Source organism: Sphingobacterium suaedae, from assembly GCF_042684625.1.
Lineage (GTDB): Bacteria > Bacteroidota > Bacteroidia > Sphingobacteriales > Sphingobacteriaceae > Sphingobacterium > Sphingobacterium suaedae.
This window is the reverse complement of record NZ_JBHULR010000002.1, coordinates 13,166-33,006: the sequence shown is the minus strand read 5'-3', so window position 1 is coordinate 33,006 and position 19,841 is coordinate 13,166. Positions and strand designations below refer to the sequence as shown.

Sequence of the window (19,841 nt, the reverse complement as noted above, 5' to 3'; positions counted from 1 at the left end):
TGTAAGATCTTAGTTTGTTCAAAAATAGGCAAAAAAAGAGCATTTTTAACCGTATGATTTATGAAATTTTCAAATTACGCAATCGATTTATCGAAAAATAGTGAGTTGGTAGATGTTGGAACTATCTAGGTCTCCGTCTTGATCTTCACACAGCAAAAAGTCCAGTTTGTTCTTGCTTTCTTTATAGCATGTCATCCCTTCAAATTTATGTGTTTCGGATATTGTCTGTAACGATTCTAGCGCTTTTGTTCGTGGATCGATGACGCCCCATACTGTCCCTTTTACTTCACCATCTAGATAATTTGATCGGCTGTCTTCGGCTGCGGCGATAAAGTAAATCTTTCCGTCGATTAGAGTAGCATCGGTGAAGCCTAGGGGAACCTGATGTAGCTTTGGTAGCTCAATAGGGTAGTACGCCTTTGGAGTAAACGAGCGACTGATGACGAAAATACCATTTTTTTGCCTAGGGCCGTTTCCCCGATTGAATAGCCAGAATTCGTCGTTCATTGCGAGTGCGCCTTCAATGTTAAAGTCTCCGGGCGCAACCCCATACTTTGTTTGCAAGGAGTGGTAGGTTTCTGTCAAGTCGATTCGCTCTACTTGTTCTTCCGCAAGTGTATAGGTGACTAGCAAATTTCGTTTCTCGGTGGAACCCGAACCAAACAGGTAAAGCGTTTCATTAAACTGCGTAATCGCTTCTAGGTCGGCTTTTTTGTCTTTGGGGATACGCGTGTGTACAGAGTCTTCAATAAGCAGTTTTTTATCTAGTTGCTGTGTATCGCGCTGAAAATTGTATAGATAGTTACTGTTGTCGGAGATAACAAACAACTGTTCATTATGGTAGAGTAATCCAGAAGCGGCCCCGATACCTTGAATGGTGAATAACACCTCTAACATAAATTCTTTCATTATTCCAGGTCTAAGAGTTGCATAACGCGGACAAAGGCCGATTGCAAGGGAGCCTGTATGAAAATTCTTTGTTTTGTACGCGGGTGCATGAAGTTCAGCGAGTGCGCATGTAACATCATCGTGTCCATCTGGAACCGATCTTTCCATAGTTTGTTTTGCTTGTTGCAACCATGCGGTCTGTCCGCTATAATAGGGTGAAAAATGTGTGCAAAATGTTTTCGAATCTGATGCATACGTCCGGTGACGGGTAATGCTTCCACCAAAGAATAGCGCGACGTATCATGTTTTCCAGAGGGCAGTGCTAATTCTGCCCGTCCCAATGTGCGGAAATGTGTTACAGCATCCTGTAGATTGCCATTTTCCTTTCGAAGGGGATAATCGATGGTCCCATCATCATTCGTGAAACCACGAACGATGGCCCAATATTTTTTTTCCATTTGCTTGTCAGCGAAAAGCTGCTGGATACAGGCATCCATTTCCTTACTAAGAGAAAAAAGAAGCACGCCACCGGTTTTCCGATCTAGGCGATGTGCTGGATAAACGGGCTGTTGTATTTGGTCGCGAAGGATTTGTAGGGCAAATACCGAGGTATCTGCGGCGATGGAAGAGCGGTGGACTAATAGGCCATGGGGCTTGTTGACCGCGATGATGTCGTCGTCCCGGTAAAGAATATCCAACGTCATAGCCCCTTTATCATTTCTACAATCTCCGCAGCCTTTTCATCGATTTTAGGACTTAACCAAATTTGTTTGAATGCCCCTCCGCCGATTACCATTTCTTGATTATTCCAATTGATCTTTGTCAGTGAAAATAAGTAATAATTTTCCACTTTTACATGCTCTTTTATAAACTGGTCAATTAGCGTACTTCCAAATAGTTGTATGCCAAAATTTACTGTTTCTTTATCCTTTGCGTTTGATTTTTCACGTAGTAACGTCAGGGCCTTATTTTTGATAGCCGTCTCGTGCTGTTCTTGGCGAGGATTTGTAAAGAAAGCAATCAGTATAATTGCTATCAGCGAAATTGCGAAAATTCTGGTTTTGCTCATACAACAAAAGTAAGCAAATACAGCACGAATTGCTACGTTATGAGAAGGATAATTCAATTTTTTAGAAAAGGCCTATCAACCATTTTCCGAAGACCCATATCAGGTAAATAAACACGACACAGCAGCATAACAAGGCGATAAAAATAGCGGTTAATAACCCCTTTGCGCTGCCTTGGTGTTTTCCTTCATAATAATGTTCTTTCAGGATCTTAATATTGCGTTGGTTTGCCTTTGAAAAGAAATCCACCACGTTTCCTAGGAGAGGGATAGCACCAAGAATCGCATCCAACATAACATTCAGGAGCATTTTGGTTGCAGCTTTCGGACTTACGCCGTTCCTAAACATAACGACGACTAATATAACGGAAGTCCCGAAGGTCACGGTCTGGCCAAGCACGGGAAAAAAATTCAGCACCGGATCGAGTCCAAATCGAAACCCTCCGATGCTGTATTTGTTGTCCAACAACGAAGCAACCCGCTCTACCCATTTAAAGTCTTGGTCTCTACGATTGCTTGGTTGCGGTGTGGTCTGTTCAAACATCATGTGTTCTATTGCAGTTCGAATATACCATCGATGTTACAGGTTAACTTGATCGGCCGAACACTGATATCCAAGCTCGGTTCCATTGCTCCTGCAGCATCTGCCGCCATTTCCATCTTGGCCATGCTGTAAGCTCTCGGTGTTGGCATAATGTCATTCCAGCCAAAAGAACTGTTATCGTTAATAGCCAACACCTTTCCAATTTTGTCTCCAGTAGCTGAAGCAATGATCTCCGCATTTGCACGGGCATCTTGTACGGCGGCCACTTTAAGTTCTTTTTCGATCTGGCGTTTTTGGGAATGATCATATCCATTGATGGATGTACTTTGTAACCCTTTTGCGTCGACTTTATCCAGCATGCTGTTCAATCCATTTAGGTTTGAAATCTTAATCCGATATTGCTTGGCCTGCAGCAACTCCGAATTCCCTTTCTTTTTAGTTTCGTAGTTGTAACTGTAAATGTTTTGGATCGTGAAGTCTTCTTTCTTTACTCCGATGGTCATTGCCGCATCATAAAGTTGTTTTTCAAGGGTTTCGATCGTCACTTTTTTCTTTGTATTGCCATCTACAAAGTACTCTTTTAGGGAAACAGAAAGATAGACGATATCTGGTGTTACCTCTCGTTCTGCATAGCCTCGGGTAGAGACTTTTCTGCTAAATTCATAATTGTTCGATTGTGCACTGGCGATTGTTACCATACAAATAGCTAAAATTAAACCGACTATTTTTTTCATGTTTCTGTATTTTAATGTTACTACTACAAAAATGTGTCCATATTGTTTGACCGATACAGGTGCTTTTCGTTTAAATTTTTAAAAAGAAATAAAGGTACATTGAAAAATAATTTATACCTTTAGGATCAATACAAAATATAATACCATATTAAAATGCAAGAAGGCGTAGTAAAATTCTTTAATGAGACCAAAGGTTTCGGTTTCATCATTCCTAACTCTGGCGAGAGCGAAATTTTTGTTCACGTTTCGGGATTAGTAGACAAAATTCGTGAGAACGATCACGTATCTTATGAAATTGAACAAGGCCGTAAAGGTCTAAATGCGGTAAATGTAAAGCTTATCTAGTAGTAGATTCAAAATATATTTATTGTGAAAAAGCCAGGTGTGTAACATCTGGCTTTTTTAATTGATAAAACTGCGACTTAGCCTAGAACGGCACGAAAATATAGCGGGCAAAACAAGCTTTCTACGGATTAGGATTAGGTGTTGGCGGCGGGGGAACATTTCCAAAGGGATGGTTATGCTCTTCCATTTTAGGATCTGGGCCATATTGATTTGTTTCGCGGTCTCCTTCCACGATGTAAAAATAAAGCAAAATTGCCCATCCAACGCACGGTATAAGCAGAAGGAGGAGAAACCAGCCTGATTTTCCTGTGTCATGTAGACGACGTACAGCTACTGCCAAGCTGGGAATAAGTACCACCAAACTATAGATCGAACTCAAGATCCCCTGTTCGGCATATGCTGCGTATGATCCATATACATCACTTCCGCCATATGTTAGTCCGAGTAGATTGTCAAGCAGACGGAGAATGACAGAACCAATTATAAAGTTAAATAGTGCGAACATCCAAAACTCCTTTCGGCGTGCCCGTCCGCTAAAATTTGCATAGTTATCCCTAACTACATTAAAATACCATTCCATATTTTTTATTTTGTTAGTTAAAGTAGTCGTTTGAAAGCAAATGAACCAATTTCTACATGGAAAAGCCAGCTCCTGATGGGCTGGCTTTTTATTTATGGGTTGGGGTTAGTAAACGGGTTATTTTCTGGTGTCGGAGGAAAATTCCCAAACGGATTTGTGTCATTTTCAGCCCCCTTCGGATCGGGGCCGAACTCATTTGGTCCCTTATCGCCCTCTTTAATCATCAGGTACAAATAGTAAAAGCTGATGATTGGAAGAAACGCGAAAACGATATACCACGTTGGAGCACCTGTGTCGTGCAGGCGGCGCACACCTACAGCAAGCGATGGGATGAGCAGTGCGATCCCCACCAGTGAAATGAGTCCATACACCAGATAGCCAAGGCTACTGCTAATAAAGGAAAGAATGCCTCCTAAGATGGCTAACGCCACGTAAATTCCGATCCAAACCAACACAAACATCCAGAACTCTTTACGGCGAGCACGTCCATCAAAATTGGCGTAGTTGTCTCGAACTACTTTCAGAAACCATTCCATATGTCATTGATTTTAAGTGTATAATTTGTTAATTGCGATTGTGTCATATAAAAATAGCAATAAAAATGTGACAGTTTACAAATTATTGAAAAATTTCCTCCAAAATATAAAGTGCGTTGACGGAGCCAAAGTTGGTCGTGTGTAATTTGTAGAATTCCAATACTTTCTCGAGCAGGTATTTTCGATCTTCTTTGGTCATCTTGACAGCTTGACTTTCTTCAAAGCTTGCTTGCAAGAGTAGACGAAACAACGAAGTGTGTGGTTCCTGTAGGATATGACTATGTGCAGGCAAGGTGGTGGAGAAGACTCCCTCCACTAAATTAAAGTAGGGAAGATGGGAGGTCGTTGGCTGCAGCGGAAGAAATCCAAGGAAACGGCTCAATTTAATTAAAAAGACCAAATGAAAATTAGCCAAATTATGTGGTGTTTCATCCAACCATCCAATGGATTTTTCTATAAAGTTGAAAAGGAAAGGATCCGGTGATTGTTGACGCAGAACTTTGTAGAGGATCTCGTTTAAAAAAAGAGCGATTGAGCTTTTCGTAATATCGAGAGGAATTTCCCGCAGGACGGGGAGTTGATGAACCTCTTTCATTCGCTGCAGGCCATTGTTTTCTTTATGATAAACTACCATATCGAGTGGATGCAGCGGCTGAAATAAGTTAGCCGAGATTTTAGCTCGAGGTTTTTTTGCTCCGTTGATCAAGTAAGATTGCATCCCAAAGGTTTCTGTGAAAATGTGAACGACAATACTGTTCTCGGAATAGTTTGTCGTTTTTAGTGCAATCCCTTTCGTTTTATAAAGCATAATCGTATTCGATAAAGCGCAAAGATACGAAGGAGCAAATAAAAAGCAGGGAAAGGGAAGTGTGGATTGTGGAAAACTATTTGTGGTACTTAGACAGGGCAGATTGACGTAAAAACGTTAGTTTTGCTGCATACAGCAAGGAGCTTCCTAAATTTTTAAAATTATTCTTTTCATTCCTTGCAATTCCCAAAAGAAATATGGATATTTGCAAACTCTTTGTGAAAAGAGAAAAAGAGAACAGACAACATTAAAAATCAAATATCATGTCAAGAATTTGTGATTTAACAGGCAAGGCGGCATTAAAAGGAAATAACGTTTCGCACTCAAACGTTAAGACTAAGCGTAAATTTTACCCAAATTTACAAACGAAGCGTTTTTACATTCCAGAGGAAGATCGTTGGATTACGTTGAAAGTATCGACATCGGCGATCAAAACAATCAACAAGAACGGTATTACAGCAGTAATCAATAAATTTATCCAAAAAGGATCTATTTAATTATTATCGCCTGTTATCAAAATATTCATGAAATCTAATCTTTCGGGATTATAATAAAGTAAAACAATGGCTAAAAAGGGAAATAGAGTACAAGTAATCTTAGAGTGTACTGAGCACAAAGAAAGTGGTCTTCCGGGAATGTCTCGTTATATCACTACGAAGAACAAGAAGAACACAACGGAGCGTTTAGAATTGAAGAAGTTCAATCCTGTACTTAGAAAAGTAACTGTTCACAAAGAAATTAAGTAATTAACCTGAGCATTTTGTGCTCGACTAAAAATATAAGACAATGGCAAAGAAAGCAGTTGCATCGTTACAAAAAGGAGGTGGTAAAGAATTTACAAAGGTTGTTCTTACCGCTAAATCTGCGAAAACGGGAGCTTATACTTTCAAAGAGAGTATGGTTCACAATGATAAAGTGAAGGAAGTTGTAGCTGCAGCTACTAAATAAGCTACGCAGGAAATATTCCTTTTTTTAAAGTTTTTCTTTAAAAATGAAAGAAGCCGTTTTGGTATCAGCCGAAAGGGCTTTTTTAGTATAGCTGATTTTGAGTATATTTGACTCCATTTTAAGCAAGACATATCCTTACATACGATCACATTATGGGATTATTCGATTTTTTTAAGAAGAAGCAGGAAACGCCGGAAGCACAAGAGGCTTTAGACAAGGGGTTAGAAAAAACTAAAGAGGGTTTTCTATCTAAGATTACCAAGGCAGTTGTCGGTAAATCGACGATTGATGACGAGGTGCTTGATAATCTAGAAGAAGTATTAGTTATGTCTGATGTCGGTGTAACAACGACCTTAAAAATTGTGGATCGTATACAGAATCGTGTCGCCCGGGACAAATACGTTGGGACGGAGGATTTGAACCGTTTGTTGAAGGAGGAGATACAAGACTTGCTAGCAGAAAATAACAGCAATGACTTTGAATCCTTTGCTTACGGGCAACATAAACCGTATGTCATTATGGTGGTTGGTGTGAATGGCGTGGGTAAAACGACAACGATTGGAAAATTGGCGCATCAGTTAAAGGAGGCTGGGAATAGTGTTGTATTGGGCGCTGCCGATACATTTCGAGCAGCAGCCGTTGATCAGATCCAGCTTTGGGGTGAGCGAGTTGGTGTTCGTGTAGTAGCACAACCGATGGGATCCGATCCAGCGTCGGTGGCTTATGACACCGTGAAATCCGCTATAGCGAATGGAGATGATGTCGCGATCATAGATACTGCCGGTCGCCTGCACAATAAGGTAGGCTTGATGAACGAATTAACGAAAATCAAGAATGTGATGCAGAAGGTAATACCTGATGCTCCACACGAAATTTTATTGGTTCTGGATGCTTCTACAGGGCAAAATGCGATTGAACAAGCGACACAATTTACGCAGGCAACTGATGTCAATGCTCTAGCATTGACAAAGTTAGATGGCACGGCCAAGGGAGGAGTGGTTATCGGCATTTCAGATCAATTTAAGATTCCCGTTAAATACATCGGTGTAGGTGAGAAAATCGGCGATTTACAGCTTTTCCAAAAAAAGGATTTTGTCGATTCTTTATTTAAATGATTTCATCCATAGCGACAGCTATAGATGATACATCCGTATTAAAAACATGAAAACAAAATATGCAAAAACAGCTGCCCAAGTGCGGAAGCCTCGGGTAAATGTGGTGACTTTGGGTTGTTCGAAAAATATTCACGATTCCGAAGTATTGATGGGGCAGCTCAAAGGCAACAAGATGGAAGTGGTCCATGAGGCGTCCAACATACAGTCGGATGATATTGTGGTAATCAATACCTGTGGTTTTATAGACAATGCTAAGCAGGAATCCATCGACACAATTCTACAATATTCGGAGCTTAAAGATCAGGGGAAAGTCAATAAAGTTATAGTAACAGGATGCCTGTCTGAGCGTTATAAACCAGAGCTGCAATCCGAGATACCAAATGTCGACGCTTTTTTCGGGACAAATGATTTGCCAGAGCTGTTGTCGACGATAGGCGCGGACTATCGACATGAACTATTGGGCGAGCGGTTGTTGACCACGCCATCACACTATTCCTATTTCAAGATAGCGGAAGGGTGCAATCGTCCCTGTTCCTTTTGTGCGATTCCTCTAATGCGGGGAAAACACATCTCGAAGTCTATTGAAGACTTAGTAAAGGAAGCCAAATTTCTTGCGTCGAACGGGACAAAGGAGCTTATTCTGATCGCGCAAGATTTAACGTATTACGGGTTAGACATCTATGGTAAGCGAAATCTTTCGGATTTAATGCGCCACTTGTCCGACGTTGACGGCATCGAATGGATACGTTTGCAGTATGCGTATCCATCGGGTTTTCCTATGGATATCCTAGATGCTATGAATGAACGATCCAATATATGTAATTATTTGGATATGCCGCTACAGCACATCAGCGACAATATGTTGAAGTCTATGCGCCGTGGTACGACCAAGCAAAAGCAGATCGATTTAGTAAACCAAATCCGGGATAAAGTTCCAGATATAGCTTTGCGTACCACGCTTATTTGCGGGTATCCAGGAGAAAGCGATCAGGATTTCGGCGAGATGCTTCAATGGGTAGAAGAGACTCGTTTCGACCGTTTGGGATGTTTCACGTATTCGCATGAAGAAAAAACCCATGCGTTTAGCTTAGAAGATAATATTCCGGAGGAGATTAAAGAATCCCGTGTTGAGCAAATTATGGAGGTTCAGCAAAGTATATCCTATGAGATTAACCAAACAAAAGTCGGCCAAACGTTTCAAGTGCTCATTGATCGCATAGACGGCGATTACTTTATAGGTAGAACGGCATACGACTCGCCAGAAGTAGACAACGAAGTTATTTTGGACGCTAAACAAAACTATATGCGTATTGGTGATTTTGTACAGGTCAAGGTGGATCGGGCTGAAGATTTCGATCTTTATGGAGAGGTCGTCAAATAGCATAGTTGCTCGTCAGGATTGAGTACATCAAGAAAATATATTCTGCACGGTCTTTATTGGATCGTGCTTTTTTATTGAGGAGATGCGGCGGTACGGCATGCAGCCGTAAGGTATATAAAAGCAGTGTCAAATAAATAAATAAAATAAACCCTCTCCCAAAGCTTTTCAGAAAAATATGTAATTTGACCTCTCGTTTTGACGCGTACGATATACGGTGAGCTAGCGCAGCTTCATGCTACTAGATAACCACTTGCTTACGTAAACGAACGCAGTAGAAGAGATAAATGAAAGCAACATACATCGATTATAGCGATACGGGAAGCTTCTCCCAGACGTTATTGGCCTATTTGGCTAATGAAGAAAAACTACAGCCGTTCTTCGGGCATCGACCAAATTTGGCGGGATTCGGAGCGCAAATCGAGGAACGGCGTGAATTCCCTCATCGGTCGCTTTTAGCCGATGAATTGCAGCGGCAATATGGTAATTTGTTGGAAGATTCTCCGCGCGTTGCAGAGCAGATTGACTTATTGCGACAAGAGCATACATTTACGGTTACCACAGGTCATCAACTTAACATATTTACGGGGCCGCTCTATTTTATTTTTAAAATTGTAACGGCCATACGCTTGGCGAGGGATCTGAAAGAAGCTTACCCCAGCTACAACTTTGTGCCGGTTTATTGGATGGCGACGGAAGATCACGATTTTGCTGAAATTAATCATACTCGGGTATTCGGAAAAAAAATCCTGTGGGATACACCGGCACGATCAGCCACAGGACGGATGTCGACCGGAGATATCGCTGATGCAGTCAAACAATATTGCAATACGTTCGGGATATCCACAAATGCGGAACGGCTAAAAAATATTGTCGAAAAAGCATACCTGCAAGACCTCCCCCTGGCCGAGGCAACTAGGATCATGGTCAATGAACTCTTTAAGGAAGACGGGTTGGTGATCATAGATGCAGATTGTAGACCACTGAAAGAAACCTTTACGTCCTACATTACACAAGACATCCTTGAAGAAAAGAGCAGTAAAGTTATTGCAGAAACATCGAAAAGGTTAGAAGCGTTAGGTTATCAGACACAAGTGCATGCACGGGAGATAAATTTTTTTTATTTGACCGACGACTTTCGAGAGCGCATCGTTCGATTGCCAGACGGTCGTTTTGAAATCTTGCATCAACAGCGCTACTTTACGGTCGCTGAAATGGAGGCGGAGATTACCAATTATCCCGAACGCTTCAGTCCCAACGTTGTTATGCGACCGTTGTACGAGGAGATCATTCTGCCGAACCTGGCGTACATCGGTGGAGGGGCAGAAATAGTGTACTGGTTGCAATTAAAAGCAAATTTTGATCAGTACAAAGTCCCTTTTCCGGTATTGGTTCCCCGGAATTCTGCTATGATCACCGACGACAACATCGCGGGCAAAATTTTTCGGTTAGACTTGACTTTTAAGAGCGTTTTTCGGTCGGTTGATATACTTAAAAATGAGTATGTACGGCGCCACACCAAGCATCGCTTGAACCTCCGTGACGAGTGGATGGAATTTAACGCTATCTTTGCTAAAATTAAATTACGTGCGCACAAAATTGATCCGAGTCTTGGCCCAAGTACGGAGGCCGTTAAAGCACGATTGAAAAAAGCGATCAACAATCTGGAAAAAAAATTGTTGAAAGCCGACAAACATAACCACGATGATGCACTAGTTCAAATTGAACGGATAAAAGATTCGCTTTTCCCTCAGGGCGGGTTGCAAGAGCGGACCGAAAACTTTGCTTCCTTATATTTGAAGCATGGGGATGAGCTTATAAGCGATTTGAAACGCTATTTCAATCCATTAGATTTTAGGTTTACCATATTATATTAATGACCGTGGAAGATTACAATTGGAAAGAGAGTCATTTTTATGCGTACTACTCAGAAAAGGGCGGGCTTACGGATGAAGATCTGGAACAGCTTCGGTCGTACTTTTCTTTTAAAACCGTGCCACACAACACGTATTTGCTTCGGGCAGGGGAGTTGAGCCATTATGCATATTTTGTCGAAACAGGATTATTGCAGTCGTTCTCCTTGGATGAAAAAGGAGGAGAACATATTTTGCAGTTTGCACCCGAAAATTGGATTGTCTCTGATCGCGCGAGCCACTATTTCAATAAACCTTCCGATTATTATATCAAGGCCATTGAGCATTCAACCATTGTTTTTATTCAGCCCGAATTTATGGAAAAAGCAGCCCAATCAAACACGGCTTTTTCCTGTTTCTTGGAAAATTCCCTGCAGCGTAATATTTATATACAACAGAAGCGGATCAATTCGCTATTGGCCATGAGTGCTAAGGAGCGATATCTGTCCTTTATGGAGATGTATCCAGGACTACTCTTGCGTGTTCCGCAATGGATGATCGCTTCCTATCTCGGAATCACACCGGAAAGCCTTAGTCGCGTCCGTCGGGAGCTACTGACCGAGAGATCCTCCGGTAGGAAACCATAGTCTTTGCGTCATTTTCATAGCGTTAATAGAAGACTTCGGCAATCATACAGCGGGCACTGCCCCCGCCACCGGTTTCGATCGTGTCTAATGGCGCATGGATAATCTGTCCAAACGAACTTAATTTTTCAATCTGATCGAAAGAGAGGCTATTGTACGCGCGCGAACTCATGATGATATACGGTTCGCCTACGATCGATTTGACTTCCAGCATATTGCCACAAAAATTTTGCATTTGCTCTTCTGAGATGGCAACGATTGATTTACCGGTTCCTTCTAGTCGTTCCTGCAATTGTGCCTTATAGTACGTGTTATCAATACTGTCTAGACAGACTGTGGCAAAGCGTGTACCCAAGCACATCATCACGTTGGTGTGGTATATGGCTTTACGCAAACCGTCTACGGTTTGGTTTGCTTCGAAAATGAATGGATCATATCCCAGATCCAAGCAGAATTGGTGGGCGATGCCAGCGTCGGCGCGGGGCGATAGCGAACAGTAAGCGATGCGATTGATCCGATCCAAAATCAAACAGCCTGTGCCTTCCAAAAAGCGGTTTTCGGATTCAAAATGCGTATAATCCACGATATCGTCAAATGTCAATCCCCATCCCGCTAATGCGTCCAGGACGTTTAATTGTCGTTCTCTACGCCGGTTCTCAGCAAACATGGGGTACAATACGGCGGTTCGTTTATGGAAGGAAATACAATTGTTTGGAAAGATGCTATCCGGAGTATCTAATAGCCCAGTATCCTGGACAACAAATGTATTTATCTTATTATCCGTTAGTACCCGTACGAAATGGTCGAATTCCCGTTGAGCGCTGGACGCGGCATTTTCGGTCAGCAGGTCTTCTTGGAAATAATTGTTTACTGCGGTCTCTTCATTCTTTCGAAAAAGAAAGGGTCTTACTAATAATAAAGTATCAGTCGTTTGGTTCATAGGTTAATCCCGGTAAAGCGGTAAGGTGGAGCAACGTAAAAGGCCTTCTTGTTTGCCGATTTCGTGATAAGGAATTTTTTCTACGGAGATATCGTGCTCTTCTAGCCAGTGGTTTAATCGGTCGAAGCGCTGTTCGGAGACTACCACATCATCGGCGATTGAGAAGACATTGCTGAACATGGCATACATCTCATCAGCAGTGATGTGGAAGAGATTCTCTTTACTGAAGATCGTGCACAAATAGTGGTAGTCGGCGGGATCTCGAAATCCACCTGGATAAATAATGGCTTTATCCTTTCCGACAGGCTGAAAGCAACAGTCTAAGTGGAGCGCATTGGCTCGAGGATCGGTCATGGATTTAATGAGATCAAATTCTTTAACTATTTTATGAGGGAAAGCCTCCCGCAAAAATCGCACCCCTTCCAAATTTGTCCGTGCGGTATTGATGGAAGAATAATCTGCGCCTTTATACGTGCCTATAAAAAGATAGTCGTTCCATAAGATCACATCCCCGCCCTCGACGTGTGCCCGCTCGGGAGCTACCAGCAGTTTATCGGGATCAATTTGGTCTATAATCGGACCAATGGCTTGCCATTCATCTGCGCGGTCCGGTAAAATATTGGCTTTAACGAAAAAGTCATCGATCACAAATCCAATATCCCGCGAAAAAATTTGATTTAGATCGGGGATTAATTCGGGACGGTATACATTGACCTTGTATTTTTGGAGCACCTTCTGGAACATTGTCATTTCATGTACCATATCTGATTCCGAAGGATACGTGCCTGCTTTGATGTGCTCTAAGGATTTTGGGTCATAAGCTTCTTCAACCGTGGGTATGGGACCATTTTGATTCGCTATCCCTAAAATAACCGCCCTCAGTCTGGCTGTTTCATTTCTAACATGGAGGTTCAACATATACCGCTTTTTCGTTTACCAATTGGAACTTAAAGATAAATATTTATCAGAATCGAGTTGATAATCCACGATTTTTTTTTGTGGGAGTCATTTGTTCAGCGCCTATCTTGAATGGGAGGGCATTCACAGGATGGAGTTCGATCGATGCGCTGTTGATCTGCAAATCAGATTCTTGCGGGTCAGGGGCAGCGCAAACGGTTGCTCTTATTTTGTCTCGGAAGAAATGCTTTGACGTGTATTTATTCGCGGATAAAATCGTATTTTTGCAGTCTCAAAACGTATATGAAAAAAGTGTCTTTCTAAAGACTAACTTGTTTGGATTTAGGACGATGCGAATGAAAAAGTTAAGCGCACAATGAGCAACGTATTTTATCAAGAAAGATTTCAGGATCGCCACAACGGCCCCAGTGCCGACGAAGCGCAAGAAATGTTAGCCTACTTAGGCGTGCAATCGGTAGATGAACTTATCGAGCAAACTGTTCCCAGCCAAATCAGACTAAAAAATCCACTCGCCCTACCAAAAGCTTTGAGCGAGAAAGCCTATTTAGCCAAGGTAAAACAACTCGCCGACAAGAACAAGGTATTCAAATCGTATATCGGTCAAGGATACTATGATGTCACTGTTCCAGGTGTTATCCAGCGGAATGTCCTGGAAAACCCAGGATGGTACACGCAATATACACCTTATCAAGCGGAAATCGCGCAGGGCCGTTTGCAAGCATTACTGAATTTCCAAACAGCAGTGTCAGATCTGACGGGGCTGGAGATTGCAAATGCGTCGTTGCTAGATGAAGCAACGGCTGCAGCGGAAGCTATGTTTATGTTGTACAGTGCTCGTAAAAACAAGAATGCACACGTATTTCTAGTAACGCCAAATATCTTTCCACAGACTTTGGATGTTTTACAAACTAGAGCCGTGCCATTTGGAGTGGAGATCCGTGTTGCTGATATTGTGGAATCGAATCTTTCTGACGATGTTTTTGCCGCGTTTATCCAATATCCATCTGCAGATGGCACGATCGAAAACTACAAAGCGTTTACTGCAGCAGCACAGGACAAGCATATTACGACTTGTGTCGCCGCAGATTTACTTTCCTTAACCTTACTTACGCCCCCAGGCGAATGGGGAGCGGATGTTGTTGTGGGCAATTCACAGCGTTTTGGTGTTCCAATGGGATTCGGAGGGCCGCATGCCGCTTTCTTTGCAACGAAAGACGCCTATAAGCGGAATATACCCGGCCGTATCATTGGAGTCACTGCCGATGCCAACGGGAACTATGCGCTTCGGATGGCGCTACAGACGCGGGAGCAGCATATTCGCCGCGATAAAGCATCTTCTAATATTTGTACTGCGCAGGCTCTTTTGGCCATTATGGCTTCCTTCTATGCTGTTTATCACGGTCCCCAAGGTGTGAAAAATATTGCAAGCCGGATCAATGATTTGGCGAAATTATTGGACACGGCACTGCAGGCACTTGGTTACGAACAAATAAATACTTCTTATTTTGATACGCTTCGGGTTGTGGTAGGCGATCATGTAGGAGCCTTAAAGGCGGAGGCGCTTAATCAGGAATTAAATTTCTATTACCACGAGGGGTTAGTGGGTGTCTCAGTAGACGAGACAACAACGTTTGAAGATATTCAGACGATCGTGAAGGTATTTGCAAAGATCAAAGGTAAATCTATTAATGATATTGATTTACGTGAAATAATTGAGCGCCTCGGAACATCTATTCCCGACGAACTCGTGCGTACATCGCCTTATCTTACACATCCAATTTTCAACAGCTATCATTCGGAAAGCGAGATGCTCCGTTATATCAAGTCGTTAGAGTCGAAGGATTTGTCCTTGTGTCACTCTATGATCCCATTAGGATCCTGTACGATGAAATTAAATGCAACAACCGAGATGGTACCGTTGACATGGGCTCATTTTGGAGGTCTTCATCCATTTGCTCCGGTGGATCAAACAACGGGTTACATGCAATTGATCAATGAATTAAATGACTGGCTATCGGAAATCACCGGATTTGCTAAGATGTCGTTCCAGCCCAACTCTGGTGCGCAGGGAGAGTATGCGGGCTTGATGGTTATTCGGGCCTACCACGAAAGCCGTGGCGAGGGGCATCGTAACATCTGTTTAATCCCAGCCTCTGCACATGGAACGAATCCTGCTTCTGCTTCTATGGCCGGATTAAAGGTTGTCGTGGTAAAATGTGATGAATATGGCAATATCGATGTTGCTGATCTTCGTGCCCGTGCAGAAGAGCACGCTGGACACTTAAACTCCCTGATGGTTACCTACCCATCTACACATGGTGTCTTTGAAGAATCCATTATTGAAATCTGTGCGATTATTCATCAGCACGGAGGACAGGTATATATGGACGGAGCGAATATGAACGCGCAGGTGGGGCTTACCAGTCCTGGGTTTATAGGTGCTGATGTCTGCCATTTGAACCTTCACAAAACATTTTGTATTCCGCACGGAGGAGGTGGGCCGGGAATGGGACCAATTGGCGTTGCTGCACATTTAGTACCATTTCTTCCGAATCATGAAGTTATTGAAATTTCTGGAGAGCAGGGGATATCTGCCGTGTCTGCAGCGCCATTTGGCTCGGCTTCGATCCTCACCATTTCATATGCATATATTGCGATGATGGGTGCCGATGGATTGACTTCTGCAACTAAGACGGCCATTCTAAATGCGAATTATATTAAAACTCGCTTGGAAAGTCACTATCCCGTTTTATATGCAGGTGCAAACGGCCGTTGTGCACACGAGATGATTTTGGATTGTCGTGGTTTCAAAAATGTCGGTATAGAAGTCGCGGATATTGCAAAGCGTTTGATGGATTACGGTTTCCACGCACCTACCGTTTCTTTCCCGGTTGCTGGCACCTTGATGGTTGAGCCGACGGAGTCTGAGTCGAAAGCGGAATTGGATCGGTTCTGCGACGCGTTGATTGCTATTCGTGCAGAGATCGCGGCCGTGGAGACTGGCGAAGCAGATCAGAAGGAAAATGTATTGAAACACGCGCCCCACACGGCGGAGGTCGTTACGGGCGATGAATGGAACAGACCGTATGGCCGGCAAACAGCAGCTTATCCGTTGCCGTACCTGAAAGTCAATAAATTTTGGCCTTCAGTAGGACGTGTCAATGATTCACAAGGCGACCGTATGTTGATTTGCTCTTGTCCGTCGATCGAAGAGTATGCAGAAGCTTAGTTTACTGGGCTATCCTTAAAAATACAACTCCAGCTGTAAAATATAGCTGGAGTTTTTTATTTTAGTGCAGCTAACCTCGTTATCATGCATAAATCTATATCCTTATTTCTGTTTTTGATCTGCCATGTGATTGGTTCGTATGTGCTGGCGCAAAGAAACCTATTTGAGTTTGGGGAACGTCGACGCTTATTTCCTAGCGCCGATGAGAAAAAAGCACCCTTGAGATGGATGCAGGTAAATACAAGTGATACTACTTGGGCCGTGAAAAACGAGGTGCTGACCTGTATAGGACTACCAATCGGAGTTGTACGTTCGGAGAAGATGTATCAGAATTTTATCATGCGTGTGGAATGGCGGCATCTGGAAGCAGGCGGTAATTCTGGTATTTTTGTCTGGTGTGATGCCCAGCCAGAAGCGCATAATCGGTTGCCGAGCGGGGTGGAGGTCCAGATGCTAGAGCTCGATTGGGTGAACCAACATCGTGTGAACGGTGAGAAGCCACCCATAGCTTATGTGCACGGGGAACTTTTCGGAGCCGGTCAGAGTACAGCTGTCCCGGACAACCCGAGAGGCGTTCGTAGCAGGGCTATAGAAAATCGTTGTTTGGGAAAAGGCGAGTGGAATACCTATGTCGTTGTTTGTGTAGACGGTACAATTAAGCTTTCTGTCAACGGAAAGTTCGTCAATGGTATCCGAGAATCGTCCCAGCGCAAGGGCTATTTGTGCTTGGAATCAGAAGGAGCGAAGATCGAATTTCGAAATCTGGAAATTTTAGAACTGGACGAAGGATACATCCTTCCCGAACAGGTGGTCGATCGCTTGTAATCGGTAGACATGCGCCCAGTTGCTGTGTCGTTGCACGACTAACGGAACAGCAACTGATTGAAAGCGCAGTCGTTAACACTATGAACTATGTATTCTTGCTGAAACAAAAATAAGCGATGGATTTGTGTTGCGAAATACCTGTTTTGGTGTATTTCTTGCTCTACGTAACAAAAGTCTAACACGTGAAGGTTTATTGAACACGAGTTGTATTTTTGAGAAAACGAACGAAATGAAAGGATCAGGACTTATAGTGCCGATTGCGGCATTGATGTTATCGGCAGTTTCCTGCGGCGGCGGCAAATATGCGGCGACCGAGAAGGTTTATAAAGAAAAAGCGAAGGGATTTGCCGAACTGTATAAGGCTTCTCCTGTTATTGGACAATTGGAGCAAATTCATACGTCGGAAAAGGAATGGATTGCTTCCATAAATTTCGGTGTGCGGAAGCCTAATTATGTCATGATTCACCACACTGCTCAAGGTTCCTTGGCCCAAACAGTAAAGACATTCCATAGTGCAAAGGCTGGTGTGAGTTCGCATTATGTGATTGGCCGGGATGGTAAAGTTGTGCAAATGGTCAATGACCTATATCGCGGGCATCATGCAGGGCTCGGTAAATGGGGAAATGATACAGACCTTAACTCTTCGTCTATTGGCATCGAACTGGATAATAATGGAACGACAGATCCATGGCCAGATGCACAAATACATGCGCTACTGGTTTTGCTGCAGTATTTGAAAGACACCTACAAGATCCCACAGGCCAACTTTATCGGACATATGGACTATGCGCCAACCCGGAAAAACGATCCGTCTCGATTCCCTTGGGAGAGATTGGCAGACAGCGGCTTTGGGTATTGGTATGACGCTCAATTGGAGACTCCACCTGAAGGGTTCGATCCCAAATTGGCTTTACGTATAATTGGCTATGATGTAAAAAATTTGGAGGCCGCCATCAAAGCATTCAAGATTCATTATATACAACGTGATACAAATACAGCTTCGTTAAACGACGAAGATTTGAAGATATTGTATTCGATCTTTAAGAAGTATTTATAGGTTATTCTTATCTGGCAAGCGGCGCGTTGCATAGTTATACAGGCGACGCGCTCTTTTAGACGGTTTTTACAAATTTTTCATCGTAATTTTCTATATCCACAATGTATTTATTCTGTATAAGAAAATCAAAAAGATGTTTCGCTTCGTCGGCTACCGGCATATTTTTCGTCGTGACGATCTCGTTCGATTTGCGGTCTAGGTAAGGGTACGCATAGAGCTTCACGTCTTTGTTGAACATTCCTGATATATAAGACAGCAGCTCGTTGGTATACTGGTCTTTGTTGTAGTTGTGGGTGTTAAATATATTTTTCAAGTTAGACACGTTCGTTGCAATCCCTACATGTTTTGGCTTGAAGCTTTTGATAAACTCAGCTAGGTGGTTATTGCGTCGAAAGTTCGATACCATAATATTGTTGCCCGTCGAACACAGGTACTCTGCCCGTTCAGCAAAGTACGTCAGGTCGTCGTCGGTAATTGGACTGTCTTCGTCCAACACATTGCCCATAAGCACCTCGATCAAGACGACAGTATCGGTTGGTGTTGCCCCGGTATTTTTTTCGAACTGCTCCACAGCAAGATTGAAGAGATCGAAGTTTGGATTTGATTTTTGACGATATTTGGTGCGTAAAATAATGATATTCTTCTTGTAGAGGTAGTCTTTTATTTGTGCTGCTTTGGCGTCCGGTCTAAATATTGCCGCTTTAGCAAACCCTTTAGCGATAAGATATAGATTGAGGAGGCGCTCATTGGCTTGCTCAAATACTGGTCCCGAGACTTTTACCAAGTCGATTTCTACCGATCCGATAGAGAGATTGTCCACCAACGATTCGATCATGGTTTGAGGGGCCTCTGCATAATAATATGCAGCAAATATAAGGTTCACTCCCAAGATTCCTAAGACTTTTGATTGTAGTCGGGAGTCACTATCCAAGAGCCGGACATGGATGACGATATCATTTATCGGACCTCCAACCTCATGTTGAAATCGGATACCAATCCAACCGTGCGGTTCATTTGTTTTGGTAAAATTTAGCGTCGTTACGGTATCGGCGAAGGCAAAGAACTTTTTGGAGCCGTATTTTTCGCCATGTAGCCGCTCTGTCAGTAAATCGAATTCGTGATGCAGCATTTTAATTAACCTTGTTCGGCTCACGTATCGTCCAGACTCTTCTACACCGTAAATTGCATCACTGAACGCCATATCATAGGCTGAGATAGTCTTTGCGATGGTGCCCGATGCAGCACCGGCTTCGAAGAAATTGCGTGCCACTTCTTGTCCGGCACCTATTTCGGCGAATGTACCATAAATGTCGGAATTCAAATTGATTTTTAACGCCTTTCGTTTGGTTTCAAAAATTTCTCTAGCCATGTTGCAAAGGTACAAAAATCACGGGGATTATTCGGAGGAAGTCTATTTTAAAGGAATAAAATTA

22 protein-coding genes are annotated in these 19,841 nt (G+C 42.9%); 11 read left to right on the top strand and 11 right to left on the bottom strand.

The annotated features are described in order from the left end of the window. Positions 1-87: 87 nt before the first annotated feature. The 5 genes from ACFSR5_RS02480 to ACFSR5_RS02460 all read right to left on the bottom strand — a co-directional run bounded on the left by ACFSR5_RS02480 (position 88) and on the right by ACFSR5_RS02460 (position 3,232). Complete coding sequence (locus tag ACFSR5_RS02480) at positions 88-909, bottom strand: DUF6929 family protein (RefSeq protein WP_380900365.1); 822 nt, start codon at positions 907-909, stop codon at positions 88-90. Continuing rightward, entirely contained in the window at positions 909-1,592 is a 684-nt protein-coding gene (locus ACFSR5_RS02475; RefSeq protein ID WP_380900363.1) for a pseudouridine synthase, read from the bottom strand. The genes ACFSR5_RS02480 and ACFSR5_RS02475 overlap by 1 nt, the downstream gene beginning before the upstream one ends. After that, the gene (locus ACFSR5_RS02470) at positions 1,589-1,957 is read right to left on the bottom strand and encodes a DUF4359 domain-containing protein (RefSeq protein WP_380900361.1); all 369 of its coding nucleotides are present in this window, start codon (positions 1,955-1,957) and stop codon (positions 1,589-1,591) included. The genes ACFSR5_RS02475 and ACFSR5_RS02470 overlap by 4 nt, the downstream gene beginning before the upstream one ends. Positions 1,958-2,018: 61 nt before the next feature. Next, on the bottom strand, positions 2,019-2,501 hold the full coding sequence (locus ACFSR5_RS02465; protein WP_380900359.1) for a DUF4112 domain-containing protein: 483 nt from the start codon (positions 2,499-2,501) through the stop codon (positions 2,019-2,021). A gap of 5 nt (positions 2,502-2,506) precedes the next feature. Continuing rightward, entirely contained in the window at positions 2,507-3,232 is a 726-nt protein-coding gene (locus ACFSR5_RS02460) for an SIMPL domain-containing protein (RefSeq protein ID WP_380900357.1), read from the bottom strand. 153 nt (positions 3,233-3,385) lie between these two features. On the opposite strand from ACFSR5_RS02460, the gene ACFSR5_RS02455 reads away from it, so the two are divergent. Continuing rightward, on the top strand, positions 3,386-3,577 hold the full coding sequence (locus ACFSR5_RS02455) for a cold-shock protein (protein WP_148909422.1): 192 nt from the start codon (positions 3,386-3,388) through the stop codon (positions 3,575-3,577). A gap of 121 nt (positions 3,578-3,698) precedes the next feature. Here the strand turns inward: ACFSR5_RS02455 and ACFSR5_RS02450 are convergent, their stop codons facing one another. From ACFSR5_RS02450 to recO, 3 genes are all read right to left on the bottom strand, one after another. After that, entirely contained in the window at positions 3,699-4,157 is a 459-nt protein-coding gene (locus ACFSR5_RS02450; RefSeq protein WP_380900355.1) for a DUF805 domain-containing protein, read from the bottom strand. Between the two features lie 92 nt (positions 4,158-4,249). Next, the gene (locus tag ACFSR5_RS02445; RefSeq protein ID WP_380900353.1) at positions 4,250-4,693 is read right to left on the bottom strand and encodes a DUF805 domain-containing protein; all 444 of its coding nucleotides are present in this window, start codon (positions 4,691-4,693) and stop codon (positions 4,250-4,252) included. Positions 4,694-4,775: 82 nt separating this feature from the next. After that, positions 4,776-5,501 carry a DNA repair protein RecO gene (gene recO, locus ACFSR5_RS02440; RefSeq protein WP_380900351.1) on the bottom strand — a complete coding sequence of 242 codons (726 nt, stop codon included), beginning with the start codon at positions 5,499-5,501 and terminating at the stop codon, positions 4,776-4,778. A gap of 263 nt (positions 5,502-5,764) precedes the next feature. Between recO and rpmB the strand changes: the two genes are divergently transcribed. The 7 genes from rpmB to ACFSR5_RS02405 all read left to right on the top strand — a co-directional run bounded on the left by rpmB (position 5,765) and on the right by ACFSR5_RS02405 (position 11,442). Continuing rightward, a complete protein-coding gene (rpmB, locus tag ACFSR5_RS02435; protein ID WP_037497627.1) occupies positions 5,765-5,998 on the top strand; it encodes a 50S ribosomal protein L28 in 234 nt (77 codons plus the stop codon). 66 nt (positions 5,999-6,064) lie between these two features. Beyond that, positions 6,065-6,247: a 50S ribosomal protein L33 gene (rpmG, locus tag ACFSR5_RS02430; RefSeq protein WP_002998409.1), complete on the top strand. Its 183-nt coding sequence runs from the start codon at positions 6,065-6,067 to the stop codon at positions 6,245-6,247. 40 nt (positions 6,248-6,287) lie between these two features. Beyond that, entirely contained in the window at positions 6,288-6,449 is a 162-nt protein-coding gene (locus tag ACFSR5_RS02425; protein ID WP_274267457.1) for a DUF4295 domain-containing protein, read from the top strand. Between the two features lie 152 nt (positions 6,450-6,601). Then, positions 6,602-7,564 carry a signal recognition particle-docking protein FtsY gene (ftsY, locus tag ACFSR5_RS02420; RefSeq protein ID WP_380900348.1) on the top strand — a complete coding sequence of 321 codons (963 nt, stop codon included), beginning with the start codon at positions 6,602-6,604 and terminating at the stop codon, positions 7,562-7,564. Between the two features lie 46 nt (positions 7,565-7,610). Beyond that, positions 7,611-8,945: a 30S ribosomal protein S12 methylthiotransferase RimO gene (gene rimO / locus ACFSR5_RS02415; protein WP_380900346.1), complete on the top strand. Its 1,335-nt coding sequence runs from the start codon at positions 7,611-7,613 to the stop codon at positions 8,943-8,945. A gap of 284 nt (positions 8,946-9,229) precedes the next feature. Continuing rightward, positions 9,230-10,819 carry a bacillithiol biosynthesis cysteine-adding enzyme BshC gene (gene bshC / locus ACFSR5_RS02410; protein WP_380900344.1) on the top strand — a complete coding sequence of 530 codons (1,590 nt, stop codon included), beginning with the start codon at positions 9,230-9,232 and terminating at the stop codon, positions 10,817-10,819. After that, the gene (locus ACFSR5_RS02405) at positions 10,819-11,442 is read left to right on the top strand and encodes a Crp/Fnr family transcriptional regulator (RefSeq protein WP_380900343.1); all 624 of its coding nucleotides are present in this window, start codon (positions 10,819-10,821) and stop codon (positions 11,440-11,442) included. Before bshC ends, ACFSR5_RS02405 begins: the two co-directional genes overlap by 1 nt. Positions 11,443-11,464: 22 nt before the next feature. Here ACFSR5_RS02405 and ctlX read toward each other — a convergent pair whose 3' ends face one another. Both ctlX and ACFSR5_RS02395 read right to left on the bottom strand, forming a co-directional pair. Beyond that, entirely contained in the window at positions 11,465-12,379 is a 915-nt protein-coding gene (ctlX, locus tag ACFSR5_RS02400; protein WP_380900341.1) for a citrulline utilization hydrolase CtlX, read from the bottom strand. A 3-nt stretch (positions 12,380-12,382) separates the two neighbouring features. Then, the gene (locus ACFSR5_RS02395; protein ID WP_380900339.1) at positions 12,383-13,297 is read right to left on the bottom strand and encodes a dimethylarginine dimethylaminohydrolase family protein; all 915 of its coding nucleotides are present in this window, start codon (positions 13,295-13,297) and stop codon (positions 12,383-12,385) included. Positions 13,298-13,652: 355 nt separating this feature from the next. Between ACFSR5_RS02395 and gcvP the strand changes: the two genes are divergently transcribed. The 3 genes from gcvP (at position 13,653) to ACFSR5_RS02380 (ending at position 18,408) form a co-directional block, all read left to right on the top strand. Further along, positions 13,653-16,526 carry an aminomethyl-transferring glycine dehydrogenase gene (gcvP, locus tag ACFSR5_RS02390; RefSeq protein WP_380900337.1) on the top strand — a complete coding sequence of 958 codons (2,874 nt, stop codon included), beginning with the start codon at positions 13,653-13,655 and terminating at the stop codon, positions 16,524-16,526. Between the two features lie 84 nt (positions 16,527-16,610). Next, positions 16,611-17,351 carry a 3-keto-disaccharide hydrolase gene (locus ACFSR5_RS02385; protein ID WP_380900335.1) on the top strand — a complete coding sequence of 247 codons (741 nt, stop codon included), beginning with the start codon at positions 16,611-16,613 and terminating at the stop codon, positions 17,349-17,351. Positions 17,352-17,580: 229 nt separating this feature from the next. Then, on the top strand, positions 17,581-18,408 hold the full coding sequence (locus ACFSR5_RS02380) for an N-acetylmuramoyl-L-alanine amidase (protein ID WP_380900333.1): 828 nt from the start codon (positions 17,581-17,583) through the stop codon (positions 18,406-18,408). 55 nt (positions 18,409-18,463) lie between these two features. On the opposite strand, the gene ACFSR5_RS02375 is transcribed toward ACFSR5_RS02380, so the two are convergent. Then, positions 18,464-19,777 carry a nicotinamide mononucleotide adenylyltransferase gene (locus tag ACFSR5_RS02375; protein WP_380900331.1) on the bottom strand — a complete coding sequence of 438 codons (1,314 nt, stop codon included), beginning with the start codon at positions 19,775-19,777 and terminating at the stop codon, positions 18,464-18,466. Positions 19,778-19,841: the final 64 nt, after the last annotated feature.